2 protein-coding genes are annotated in these 14,096 nt (G+C 73.0%); both read right to left on the reverse strand.

Features of this window, described 5'->3' with window-relative positions; genetic code table 11:
* Positions 1 to 4,629, reverse strand: a 4,629-nt coding sequence (locus GA0115240_RS35380; protein WP_141709084.1) for a non-ribosomal peptide synthetase, incomplete at its 3' end; no start/stop codon positions are given.
* On the reverse strand, positions 4,626 to 14,096 hold the full coding sequence (locus GA0115240_RS35385; RefSeq protein WP_093743267.1) for a non-ribosomal peptide synthetase: 9,471 nt from the start codon (positions 14,094 to 14,096) through the stop codon (positions 4,626 to 4,628). The genes GA0115240_RS35380 and GA0115240_RS35385, both read right to left, overlap by 4 nt.

A 14,096-nucleotide genomic window follows, 5' to 3' on the forward strand; every position in this document is an offset into this window, starting at 1 on the left:
CCGGGTGGTGGCCGAGTAGTCGGTCAGCGGCCGGTCGGGGTCGGCGGTGAGCTGGGTGAGCAGATGGGTGAGGCGGTCGGTGAGGCGTGTGACGGTGGCGGGGTCGAAGAGTTCGGTGGAGAACTCCACGGCCACGTGCAAGCCGCCGTGGTCCTGGAGTTCGGTGAAGGAGAACGCGAGGTCGAACTTGCTGACGCCGTTGTGGCGTTGCAGGACGGTGGCCTCGATGCCGGGCAGGTCGAGGCGGGCGGTGCGCTGGTTCTGCAGGGCCAGCATCACCTGGAACAGCGGGGACTGGTTCTGGGTCCGGACCGGGTTGAGGTCTTCCACCAGCCGCTCGAAGGGCAGGTCCTGGTGCTGGTACGCACTGAGGTCCTGGTCACGTACCCGCGCCAGCAGCTCCCGGAACGTCGGGTCGCCGGACAGATCGGTACGCAGCACCAGCGAGTTGACGAAGAAACCCACCAACTCGTCCAGCGAATCGTCGGTACGGCCCGCGATCGGCGTCCCCAGCGGAATGTCCGTGCCCGCACCGTGCTGGTGCAGCAGCAGCGCGAGACCGGCCTGCAGCACCATGAACAGACTCGTGCCGCTTTCCTGTCCCAATTGCCGCAGGGCGCCGTGCAGCGAGGCGTCGAGCAGCTGGACGTGGATGTCGCCGCGGTTGGTGGCGACGGCGGGCCGGGGCCGGTCCTGGGGGAGGGCGATCTGCTCGGGCAGACCGCGCAACGCCTCGCGCCAGAAGGCGGACTGGTCGGCCGCGACGCCGTCCGCACCGTCGTCCTTGGCGTCCGCACCGTTGTCCTTGGCGTCCGCACCGTCCTTGCCGTCCAGCAGCTCGTGCTGCCAGAGCGTGTAGTCGGCGTACTGCACCGGCAGCGGCGCCCAGTTCGGCGGCTGCCCTTCGAGGCGGGCCCGGTAGGCAGTAGCCAGATCCCGGGTCAGCGGATCGATCGACCAGCCGTCGGCGGCGATGTGGTGCACGACCACGACCAGGGTGTGCCGGTCGGCGGCCTGCCGGAACAGCCAGGCCCGCAGCGGCAGATCGGTCGTCACGTCGAAGGAGGTGAGCACGGCTTCCCGGATCGCGCTGTCCAGCCGTTCCCGCGCCTCCTCCTGCGCCTGGTCCTGCGCCTGGTCCTGCTCCTCCTCATGCGTCTGCGCCTGCTCCCGCTCCCCGGTGGGCGGGACTCCGTCGGTGATCTCCACCAACGCCCAGTCGGGCAGGGCCTCTTTCGGCGGTCGTATCTCCTGCCGCGGGGTGCCGTTCGTCTCCGGGAAGACCGTGCGCAGCGTCTCGTGCCGGCCGACCACGTCGCCGAGCGCGGTCCGCAGCGCGTCGACGTCCAGTTCCCCGGTCAGCTCGACGGTCAGCGGGATGTTGTAGGTGGCGCTCGGTCCCTCGAAGCGGTTGAGGAACCACAGCCGGCGCTGCGCGAAGGACAGCGGCAGCTCGGGCGGCCGTTCGGCCCGCCGCAGCCGGCGGCGGGCCAGCGAGGCGCCGGCGACGACGGGCGCCAGGGCGGCCACGGTGGGGTGTTCGAACAGTTCGCGCAGCGGCAATTCCACCCCGAGCGCCGAGCGGATCCGGCCGACCAGCCGCGTCGCCAGCAGGGAGTGGCCGCCGAGCTCGAAGAAGTCGTCGTCGATCGAGATCTGGTAGCGGCCCAGCAGATCGGCGAACAGGCCGCAGAGGATGCTCTCCTGGGGCGTCCGCGGTTCCCGGCCGAGGCGGTCCGCCGGGCCTGCGGCCTCCGGTGCGGGCAGTGCGTCCCGGTCGATCTTGCCGTTGGGCGTCAGCGGCAGTTCGGGCAGTTCCACGAACGCGGCCGGCACCATGTGCGCGGGCAGCGCGGCCTCCAGCTCGGACCGCAGCCGCGCCGTGTCGAGCGGCGACCCGTCCCGGCCGGCGGTCACGTACGCGACCAGTCGGGGGTCGCCGGGCCGGTCCTCCCGGAGCAGCACGCTCGCGCCGCGGACTTCGGGCAGGGCGGTCAGCGCGGCCTCGATCTCACCGGGTTCGATCCGGTAGCCGCGCAGCTTGACCTGGTCGTCTGCGCGGCCGAGATAGTCGAGCTGCCCCTGGTCGTTCCAGCGGACCAGGTCCCCGGTGCGGTACATCCGGCTGCCGGCCGGCCCGAACGGGTCGGCCACGAAACGCCCCGCCGTCAGACCCGGCCGTCCCAGGTAGCCGCGCGCGACTCCGGCGCCGGCCACGTACAGCTCGCCCACGCCTCCGTGCGGGGTGAGTGCCAGCCCGCGGTCCAGCACGTAGACCGCGCTGTTCCACACGGGTGCGCCGATCGGCACCGACGCGGCGGGGACCGGGTCGTCGGGGTGGATGACGTGGGCGACGCAGCCGACGGTGCACTCGGTCGGCCCGTACTCGTTGATCACGGTCGCGGCCGGGTTGCGCTCCCGCCAGGGTTGCAGGACGCCGCCGGTGAGTTGCTCACCGCCGACGATCAGGTCGCCGGCGAACTCCGGCCGGTCCAGGTGCTCCAGCAGTGCCAGGTGGCTCGGGGTGACCTTCAACAGCCGGTAGGTCTCCGGTCGCGCGGCCGGGTCGGGTGTCCGGGCGCTCAGGTCGTCCCAGGTCACCTGCCCGCCCGCGGTCAGCGGGACGAGCACGGACGTCACGGTGAGGTCGAAGGCGATGGAGGAGTGGAACGACGCGTGGCCGGCGGCGCCCGGGTAGGCGGTCCGGGCCCAGGCCACGTAGTCCACCACGTTGCCGTGCGTGACGGCGACGCCCTTGGGGCGGCCGCTGGAGCCGGAGGTGTAGATCACATAGGCCGGGTGGCCGGCGGACCGGACCGGCTCCGGGCAGTCGGCGGGGGCGTGTTCGACGGCGGCGGCGAAGGTGTCGAGCCGGGTGGTGGGCACGTCGGTGGCGGGCAGGTCCGCGGCGGTCCGGCCGGTGGTGACCAGGTGCACGGGGCGGGCGTCGTCGAGCATGTGGGCGAGGCGTGCCGCCGGGTAGTCCGGGTCGAGCGGCAGGTAGGCGGCGCCGGACTTCAGGACGGCCAGGATCGCGACGACCAGGTCCGCGCCGCGCGGCAGGGCGAGGGCGACGATCTGCTCGGGGCCGGCGCCGTGCGCGGCCAGGTGCCGCGCGAGCCGGTCGGCCCGGGCGTCGAGGTCCGCGTACGTCAGGGTGGTCGCGCGGTCCCGGACCGCCACCGCCTCGGGCGTCCTGGACACTTGTTCGGCGAACAACTCGACGTAGGTGTGCGCGGGTTGCGGTCGTACGGCGCCGCGTCCGAGGGCGAGCAGGGTGTCGCGTTCGGGGGCGGTGAGGACATCCACGGCGCCGACCCGGCGGGCGGGGTCCTCGGCGATCGTGGTCAGGAGGGCGGTCGCGCGGGCGGCGAGGGCGGCGACGGCCTCGGAAGTGAAGATGTCGGGGCGGTAGTTGAGCGCGAGGCGCAGCTCGGCGCCCGGGTCGACGGTGAGGGCGAGCGGATAGTGGGTGGCGTCCTCGCCCCGGAAGCCGGTGACCCGGAGCCGCGGCAGCCCGTCGTGCGGCGGCTGCGCCGACACGGCGTCGAGCGGGTAGTTCTCGAAGACGGCGAGGGTGTCGAACAGGGTGGGCAGCCCGGTGAGCGCGCGGATCTCGGTGAGTCCCAGGTGCTGGTGGTCGAGGAGTTGTGCCTGCTCCTTCTGCACCCGCGCGCACAGTTCGGCCAGGGATTCGTGCGGACGCACGTCGACTCGCACCGGGATGGTGTTGATGAACAGCCCGATCATCGATTCGACGCCGGGGATCTCCGGCGGCCGGCCGGAGACCGTCGTCCCGAAGACCACGTCCTGCTGACCGGTGGCCTGGCCCAGAACGATGCCCCAGGCGCTCTGCACCACGCTGTTGAGGGTCAGGCCGTGGCTTCTGGCGGTTGCGCGCAGCCGGGCCGAGGTCTCGGCGGGCAGCGCGACGACGAGCCGTTCCGGCAGGACGGCCGCGGGGGGCCGCCCGCTGTCCGACGGGCCGGGGCCGGCCAGCAGCGTCGGGGACGTGACCCCGGCGAGCGCGAGCCGCCAGGCCGCTTCGGCGGCGGCCCGGTCGCGGGCGGCCAGCCAGGCCAGATAGGTGCGGAACGGGGTGACCGGCGGCAGCGCGCTGTCGTCACCGTCGCGCGCGTACAGCTCCAGCAGCTCCTGGAGCAGCACGGGCATCGACCAGCCGTCCCAAAGAATGTGATGGCTCGTCAGCACCAGTCGGTGCACGTCCGGCGCGAGCCGGACGAGGGTGAAGCGCAGCAGTGGCGGCTCGGCCAGGTCGAACCGCTCGGCCCGGTCGGCGGCGAGAAGGCGGGCCAACGCCCCCTCCGCCTGGTCCCGTTCCGCCCGGCTCAGGTCCACCTCCCGCCAGCGCGGGGGCACGTCGGCGGCCACCGCCTGGACCGGTTCGTCCAGATCCTCGTGCAGGAAGCCGACCCGCAGGTTCGCGTGGCGGCGCAGCAGCGCGGCGGTCGCGCCCCGCAACCGCTCGGCATCCACCGGTCCTTCGGTCTCCAGCACGATCTGCACGGTGTAGACGTCCACGCCGTCGGTGTCGTACAGCGAGTGGAAGAGCATCCCCGACTGCAGCGGCGTCAGCGGCAGCAGCTCCTCCAGGCTGAACCCGGTCATTTCCGTCTCCCCCACTTGTCGGTCAGCTTGTCGGTCAGCCGGTCGAGCTGAGCCTGTTTGATGGTCACCAGCGGCATGTCCGACGGGGTGAAGCCACCGGCGTCCGCACCGCGGACGTGCTCGACCAGGGCGCGCAGCGCCCGCAGCCAGGCGTCTGCCAGCTCCCGTACGTCCCGTTCGGGCAGGATGTCCGGCAGCCAGGACCACTGCGCGACGAGGTGTGGTCCGCCCGGCAGGTCACGGGTGTGCGCGTTGATGTCCAGGACGTGCGCGGCGGGCATGTCCGGGTCCTGGTTGCGCGGTGCGGGGGCGTCGAAGACCACCTGCCAGTCGCCGTTGGCCGCCGGGGCGGTGCCGGAGATCCGGCCCAGGTAGTTGAAGCCGATCTGCGGCGCGGTATCGGTCGCGGACAGCGCGTCGGCCGTGGCGGGGTTCAGGTACCGCAGCAGCCCGAAGCCCAGGCCCCGGTCGGGGACGGTCCGCAACTGCTCCTTGACCTGCTTCACCGCCTGGTCGAGCGTGGCCCCGGGAATCCGCCCCGCGGCCAGGCGCGGCACCGGACCGGGATCCAGCCGGACCGGGAACAGACTGGTGAACCAGCCCACCGTGCGGGACAGGTCGACACCGTCGGCCAGTTGTTCCCGGCCGTGTCCCTCCAGGTGCAGCAGCAGTTGCGTGCTGTCCGATACTCCCCAGCGGGTGCGCCAGTCGACCACCGCCAGGGCCAGAGCGGCGAGCAGCACGTCGTTGATCCCCGCGTGGTACGCCGACGCCACCGCGGTGAGCAGCGGCTGCGTCCACTGCGCCGGCAGCTCCACCGTGTGGCTGCGGACGTGCTGTGCGGTGTCCCGCGCCGGGTCCGGCGCCCGCTTGCCGAGCAGCGGGTCGGGGGTGCGCAACACGTTCTGCCAGTGGGGCAGTTCGGCGGCTCGGCGGTCGCTGAGGGCGTCCGCGGTGAGGAGTTCCGCCCAGCGTTTGAAGGAGGTCGCCTCGGCCGGCAGCGGTTCGCGCGGCGGGCTGTCGGCCGGTGGCGCACCTGCCCGGCCGCCCAGGGCGGCCCAGGCGGCGGGCAGGTCGGCGGCGAGAGTACGCCAGGAGACGCCGTCGACCGCCAAGTGGTGGACGACCAGGAGCAGTCGGCCGCCGCGTCCCGGTCCCGCGTCGAACCAGACGGCTCGCAGCACCGTGCCCGCACCGGGGGACAGTGCCCGCCGGGCCGTCTCGGCCTCCCGGACGAAGACCGCCTCGGACTCCGCCGCGCCGAGTCCCGCGATGTCCACCCGGGTCAGCGCCGCCGCCGCGGACACCGCACCGGCCGGCGGTACCTCGAGGCCGAGCCGACCGTCGCCGAGCCCGTCACTGCCCGGCTGCTGCCCGCCACTTGGCTGCCCGCCGCCCGGCTGCTCGACCAGCCGCAGCCGCAGTGCGCCGTGGGTGTCCAGCAGTGCCTGGAGTACCCGGGTGATCGCGGCCTCGGTCGCGTCCGCCGGGGTCCGGAAGGTCATCGCCTGGTTGAATCCGTCCTGCCCACCGGTCCGGTCCAGGAACCACGAGACGATCGGTGTGCGGGGCACCGGCCCGGTGCCCGTGTCGGTCCCCGCCGCCGGCTCGGCCGCGATCGGCGCCGCGACCCGGGCGAGCCGCTCCGGTGTGCGGTGCGTGAACACGTCCTGCGGGGTGATCACCAGGTCGGAGCCGCGCACCCGGCTGACCACCTGGATGGACAGGATGCTGTCGCCGCCGAGCTGGAAGAAGTCGTCGTCGATACTGACCCCGGGAACGCCGAGGACCTCGGTGAAGACTCCGCAGAGCGCCTCTTCGCGCGGGGTGCGCGGGACGCGTCCGCCACCGGCGCCGCGGGCGGCCGGATCAGGCGCGGGCAGCGCCTTGCGGTCGATCTTGCCGTTGGGGGTGAGCGGCAGGTCGGGCAGGTCGACGAAGGCACCGGGCACCATGTAGTCGGGCAGCGTCACCGCCAGCGCGGCCCGCAACTCCGCCTCGGACAAACGGTCTTCGGTGCCGGTGAGATAGGCGACGAGGCGGCGGTCGCCGGGCTGGTCCTCGCGGACGACGGCGCAGGCCGCCGTGATGCCCTTCTGACCGGTCAAGGCGGCCTCGATCTCGCCGAGTTCGATGCGGAAGCCGCGCAGCTTGACCTGGCTGTCGGCGCGGCCGAGGTAGTCGAGCTGTCCCTGGTTGTTCCAGCGCACCAGGTCCCCGGTGCGGTACATCCGGCTGCCGGCCGGTCCGAACGGATCCGCCACGAATCGGCCCGCGGTGAGCGCCGGGCGGCCCAGGTAGCCGCGGGCCAGACCGGCGCCAGCCACGTAGAGCTCGCCGGTGACACCGCGCGGGACAGGGTCGAGGGAGCCGTCGAGGACGTAGCAGGCCATGCCGTCGAGGGCGTGCCCGATGGGCGGCGCGGTGTCGAAGGGACTCCCGGCCCCGATGAGGTGCCGGGTGGCGAAGGTGGTGGTCTCGGTCGGGCCGTAGACGTGGTGGACGGCCGTGCGGGGGCTGGCGTCGGCCACCTTCTGCAGCACACCGAGCGCCGCCGCTTCGCCACCGGTGCAGACCATCCGCAGCCCGGCGAAGACCGTCGGGTCCGCTTCGGCCAGCGCGTTGAACAGCGCGGTGGTCACGAAGAGCGCGCCCACCCCGTCGTCGCGGACCGCCCGGGCCAGTACCGACGGATCGACCACACCGGGCGGCGCCACCACGATGCGCCCGCCGGCCAGCAGCGGCACCCACAGTTCGTAGGTGGACGCGTCGAAGGCGTAGGCGGAGTGCATCAGGACCGCGTCCGACACGCCGTCGAACAAGGAGTCGCGGGCCAGCGCGAGGATGTCGGCATGCGTGATCGCGACGGCTTTCGGCTCACCGGTCGAACCCGAGGTGAACATCACGTACGCCAACCGCTCGCCGCCGTCGACCAGCGGCAACACCCCTGCGGCTGCTGGTGTTTGCCCGACCGGGCGGCCCAGCGGGTCCAGTTCGAGCACCTGGAGGCCGGCTGCGGCTGCCTCTTCGACCCAGGCGTGGCCGCGCCAGACCGCGTCCACCAGCAGCACCCGCACACCCGCGGCGCGCACCGCCTGCCGGATCCGCGCCACCGGCCACCGCCCGTCCAGCGGCACATACGCACCACCCGCCCGCAGCGCCGCCAACGACGCCACCACCAGACCCGCACAGCGGTCCATCAGCACCGCCACCCCGGCCTCCGCACCCACCCCGCACCCGACCAGCACACCGGCCAGTTGCTCGGAGCGGTCGTCCACGTCCCGGTAGGACAGCTCCGCACCGGGAGCCCGGATCGCGACCGCGTCCGGATTCCGGCCGGCGGCGCGGGCGAAGGCAGCCGGTATCGACAGGGCGTCGTCCGGCCGGGCGGCGCGGCCCGGGGCGAGGGCCAGGATGTCGGCGCGTTCACCCGGGGTGAGCGCTGTGTAGCCGGTGAGGTGCTGGTCGGGGTCGGTGGTGAGCTGGGTGAGCAGGTGGGTGAACCGGTCGATGAGCCGGGTGACGGTGACGGCGTCGAAGAGTTCGGTGGAGAACTCCACCGCGGTGTGCAGGCCGTCCTGGTCGGGCAGTTCGGTGAAGAAGAAGGTCAGGTCGAACTTGCTGATGCCGTGGTGCCGTTCCTCGGCAGTGGCGGTCAGACCGGGCAGGTCGAGAGGGGCGGTCTGCTGGTTCTGCAGCGAGAGCATGGTCTGGAACAGCGGGGACTGGTTCTGGGTCCGGACCGGGTTGAGGTCTTCCACCAGCCGCTCGAAGGGCAGGTCCTGGTGCTGGTACGCACTGAGGTCCTGATCGCGGACCCGGCCCAGCAACTCACGGAACGTCGGGTCGCCGGACAGATCGGTTCGCAGCACCAGCGAGTTGACGAAGAAACCCACCAACTCGTCCAGCGAATCGTCGGTACGGCCCGCGATCGGCGTACCCAGCGGAATGTCCGTGCCCGCGCCGTGCTGGTGCAGCAGCAGCGCGAGACCGGCCTGCAGCACCATGAACAGACTCGTGCCGGTATCCTGCGCCAACCGCCGCAGCCCGCGGTGCAGGGAGCCGTCAAGGATACGGACCTCGGCGTCACCCCGGTGGGCGCTGATCGCGGGGCGCGGGCGGTCCTGCGGGAGACCGATCTGCTCGGGCAGGCCGCGTAATGCCTCGCGCCAATAGGCGAGTTGTTCGTCGGCGACGCCCTCGCTGTCGAGGTACTGGTGCTGCCAGAGCGTGTAGTCGGCGTACTGCACCGGCAGCGGCGCCCAGTTCGGCGGCTGCCCTTGCAGGCGGGCCCGGTAGGCGGCGGCCAGATCCCGGGTCAGCGGGTCCAGCGACCAGCCGTCGGCGGCGATGTGGTGCACGACCACGACCAAGGTGTGCCGGTCGGCGGCCTGCCGGAACAGCCACGCCCGCAACGGCAGATCCGTCGCCACGTCGAACGGGGTGCGCATCGCGGCCCGCACGCTCCGGTCCGCCCAGGCCTGGATCCCGTCGTCCGGTGTGCCGTCGGGCACCTCGGCCAACTCCAGCCGGGGTGCGGCGGATTCGATCGGCAGCACCACCTGGTGGGGCGTGCCGTCCGCGTCCGGGTAGACCGTGCGCAAGGTTTCGTGGCGGCCCACCACATCGGTCAGGGCCGCTTGGAGGGCCGGCACGTCCAGGGCCCCGTCGAGGCGCAGGGTGAAGGGCACGTTGTAGGTGGCGTTCGGCCCCTCGAAGCGGTTGAGGAACCACAGCCGGCGCTGTGCGAAGGACAGCGGCAGCATCGGGGGGCGGTCCGCCACGGTGATCCGGCGGCGCCCGCCGTCCGCCCGGGCCGACAGCGCGGCCAGCCGGGCGACCGTGGGGTGCTCGAACAGGTCCCGGATCGCCAGCTCCAGGCCCAGCACCGAACGCACCCGGCTCACCAGCCGGGTGGCCAGCAGGGAGTGGCCGCCGAGGTGGAAGAAGTCGTCGTCGACGGTGACCCGGTGGACGCCGAGGAGGTCGGCGAAGATCCCAGCGAGGGCCTCTTCCTGCGGGGTGCGCGGCGCCCGTCCCGCCCCGGCGCCGCCGGTGATGTGCACGGCGGGGTCGGGGGCCGGCAGGGCCCTGCGGTCGATCTTGCCGTTCGGGGTGAGGGGGAGGGCGGCCAGTTCGACGAACGCGGACGGCAGCATGTAGTCCGGCAGCGTCGTCCGCAGCGCGTCGCGCAGCCGCACCGGGTCGAGCGGCGCGCCCACCTCGGCCGCGGTCACGTACGCGGTGAGCCGCCGGTCGCCGGGATGGTCCTCGCGGAGGGTCGCGGTCGCGGCACGGACCTGGGGCAGGGCCGTCAACGCGGCTTCGATCTCGCCGAGTTCGATGCGGAAGCCGCGCAGCTTGACCTGGCTGTCGGCGCGCCCGAGGTAGTCGAGCTGTCCCTGGTTGTTCCAGCGCACCAGGTCCCCGGTGCGGTACATCCGGGCCCCGGCCGGTCCGAACGGATCCGCCACGAAACGGCCCGCGGTGAGATCGGGACGGCCCAGGTAGCCGCGGGCCAGACCGCTGCCCGCGATGTACAGCTCCCCGGTGACGCCCTGCGGGGCCGGCTGGAGGCGCTCGTCGAGGACGTAGAGGCGCATGCCGTCCAGCGCGCCGCCGATGGGCGGCGCGGCCTCGGCCGGGTCGTCCGGGCCGACGAGGTGGCGGGCCGCGAAGGTCGTTGCCTCGGTCGGGCCGTAGACATGGTGAAAAGCGGTTCCGGGGCAGGCCGCGGCCACCGTCTGCAGCACGCCGACCGCTGCCGTCTCGCCGCCGGTGCAGACCATCCGCAGCCCGGCGAAGACCGTCGGGTCCGCTTCGGCCAGCGCGTTGAACAGCGCCGTCGTGACGAACATCGACGCCAGTCCCTCGGCCGCGACGATCCGCTTCACGGCGGCGGGCTCCAGTACGCCGGGCGGGGCGATCCTGATCCGGCCGCCGGTCAGCAGCGGCGCCCACAGTTCGTAGGTGGACGCGTCGAAGGCGTAGGCGGAATGCATCAGGACCGCGTCCGACACGCCGTCGAACAAGGAGTCGCGGGCCAGCGCGACGATGTCGGCATGCGTGATCGCGACGGCTTTCGGCTCCCCGGTCGAACCCGAGGTGAACATCACGTACGCCAACCGCTCGCCGCCGCTCACCTCGGGCAGCGGTGCGGCCGACTCCGGGGCGCCGCGCACCACCTGCCCGGCGGCGTCGAGTTCGAGCACCCGAAGGCCGGCCGCGGCGGCTTCCTCGACCCAGGCGTGGCCGCGCCAGACCGCGTCCACCAGCAGCACCCGCACACCCGCGGCGCGCACCGCCTGCCGGATCCGCGCCACCGGCCACCGCCCGTCCAGCGGCACATACGCACCACCCGCCCGCAACGCCCCCAAGGACGCCACCACCAGACCCGCACAGCGGTCCATCAGCACCGCCACCCCGGCCTCCGCACCCACCCCGCACCCGACCAGCACACCGGCCAGGTCCGCGGTCAGCGTCTCCAGTCGGGCGTACGTGACGGTGGTCGTGTCGTCCCGCAGCGCGACGGCCTGTGGCGTGCGGGCCACCTGCTCGGCGAAGATCTCCGGCACGGTACGTGCGGTCTGCGGCCGGACCGCGCCCCGCCCCAGGGCCACCACGTCCGCCCGTTCCTGCCGGGTGGTGGCCGAGTAGTCGGTCAGCGGGCGGTCGGGGTCGGCGGTGAGCTGGGCGAGCAGGTGGGTGAGGCGGTCGGTGAGGCGTGTGACGGTGGCGGGGTCGAAGAGTTCGGTGGAGAACTCCACCGCGGTGTGCAGGCCGCCCTCGTCCGGCAGTTCGGTGAAGAAGAAGGTCAGGTCGAACTTGCTGACGCCGTTGTGGCGTTGCAGGACGGTGGCCTCGATGCCGGGCAGGTCGAGGCGGGCGGTGCGCTGGTTCTGCAGGGCCAGCATCACCTGGAACAGCGGGGACTGGTTCTGGGTCCGGACCGGGTTGAGGTCCTCCACCAGCCGCTCGAAGGGCAGGTCCTGGTGCTGGTACGCACTGAGGTCCTGGTCACGCACCCGGTCCAGCAGCTCCCGGAATGTCGGGTCGCCGGACAGATCGGTGCGCAGCACCAGCGAGTTGACGAAGAAACCCACCAACTCGTCCAACGAATCGTCGGTACGGCCCGCGATCGGCGTACCCAGCGGAATGTCCGTGCCCGCACCGTGCTGGTGCAGCAGCAGCGCGAGACCGGCCTGCAGCACCATGAACAGACTCGTGCCGCTTTCCTGTCCCAATTGCCGCAGGGCGCCGTGCAGCGAGGCGTCGAGCAGCTGGACGTGGATGTCGCCGCGGTGGGTCGCGACCGCGGGCCGGGGCCGGTCCTGCGGAAGCGAGATCTGCTCCGGCAGACCGCGCAACGCCTCGCGCCAGTAGGTGAGTTGCTGCTCGGCGAGAGCGTTGTCGGCGCCGTCCAGCAGCTCGTGCTGCCAGAGCGTGTAGTCGGCGTACTGCACCGGCAGCGGCGCCCAGTTCGGCGGCTGCCCTTGCAGGCGGGCCCGGTAGGCAGCGGCCAAGTCCCGGGTCAGCGGGTCCAGGGACCAGCCGTCGGCGGCGATGTGGTGCACGACCACGACCAAGGTGTGCCGGTCGGCGGCCTGCCGGAACAGCCACGCCCGCAACGGCGGATCCGTCACCACGTCGAACGGCTGGGCCAGCACGCTCGCGATGCGGCCGTCGAGATCCTCCGCGCTCGCGTCGGTGACGCCGAGCGGGGGCACGGCCCGTCCGGGCGGCAGGATCAGCTGGTGCGGAATCCCGTTGGTCTCCGGGTAGCGGGTGCGCAGCGTCTCGTGGCGGTCGACCACATCGCCCAGTGCCGCGTGGAGGGCCGCGACATCCAGCGGCCCTGCCAACTCCGCGGTCAGGGGGACGTTGTAGGTGGCGTTCGGCCCCTCGAAGCGGTTGAGGAACCACAGCCGGCGCTGCGCGGAGGACAGCGGCAGCCGTTCGGGGCGGTCGAGCACACCGACCGGGGGCCGGGCGCGGCCGGTCCCGTCGCCGCCCCCGGTGATCCGTGCCAGCCGGGCGACGGTGGGGTGCTCGAACAGGTCGCGTACCGACAGTTCCACGCCCAGCACCGACCGGATCCGGCTGATCAGCCGGGTGGCCAGCAGCGAGTGGCCGCCGAGCAGGAAGAAGTCGTCGTCGACGGAGACGGCCGGCACGGCCAGCACTTCCGCGAACAGCCCGCACAGGACCTGCTCCTGGGGGGTCCGTGGCGCCCGCCCCGACTGTCCGGCGGTGCTCGCGGTGTCGGGAGCGGGCAGCGCGCGCTGGTCGAACTTGCCGTTGGGGGTGCGGGGCAGCTCGGCCAGTTCGACGAACGCGGACGGCACCATGTGGTCGGGCAGCGCGGCGCCGAGCGCCTCGCGCAGCGCCGCGGCGTCGACCGGGCCCGCGCCCGCGGTGCCCGTCACGTACGCGATCAGGCGGCGGTCGCCCGGCTGGTCCTCGCGGACGACGGCGCAGGCCGCGGTGATCCCGTCCTGGGCGGCCAACGCCGCCTCGACCTCACCGAGTTCGATACGGAAACCGCGCAGCTTGACCTGGTCGTCGGCCCGGCCCACATACTCCAGCAGCCCGTCGGCATTCCAGCGGACCAGATCCCCGGTCCGGTACATCCGACTGCCCGCCGGACCGAACGGATCCGCCACGAAACGGCCCGCCGTCAGACCCGGCCGACCCAGATAACCACGGGCCAGCGCCGGGCCCGCCACATACAACTCACCGGCCAGGCCTTGCGGGACGAGTGTCAGCGCCGCATCCAGCACATACAGGCGGCTGTTGACCACGGGCGAACCGATCGGCACCGACGGGGAGCCGGTTCCGGCCAGGTCCAGGGGGGCGCTGATGGTGGCGCAGACGGTGGTCTCGGTCGGGCCGTACGCGTTGTGGATCCGGCGGCCGGGCGCCCAGCGGCGGATGAGATCGGGGGTGGACGCCTCGCCGGCCACGACGATGCGGGCTCCGGCGAACGCGTCGGGGTCGCACGGGGTGGCGGCGAGTACGGCCGGGGTGAGGGTGAGGTGGGTGACGGCCTCCGCGGCGGCGAGCCGGGTGAGCGCGGGTCCGGGAAGGAGGGTCTCGGGGTCGGCGAGGACCAGGGTGGCGCCGCTGCCGAGCGCCATGGCCAGCTCCCAGAATGCGGCGTCGAAGCTGGGGGACGCCATTTGCAGCACGGTGCTGTCCCCGTCGACGGCCAGCACTTCGGCATGGGTCCGCATCAGGGCGGCCACGCCCCGGTGGGTGACGGTGACGCCCTTGGGGCGGCCGGTGGAGCCCGAAGTGTAGATCACATACGCCGGATGGTCCGCGAGCGCCCCGACCACGGGCACCCCACCCGCCGGCAGCGCCGCCAACACCGCGCGGTCCAGCAGAGTGAACGGCACATCGTGCGACGGAAGCCGCGCCGCCAGACCCTCCGTCGTCAGCAGATGCACCGGCCGCGCATCCTCCAA

This window comes from Streptomyces sp. DvalAA-14 (assembly GCF_900091855.1).
In the GTDB taxonomy this organism is placed as follows: domain Bacteria; phylum Actinomycetota; class Actinomycetes; order Streptomycetales; family Streptomycetaceae; genus Actinacidiphila.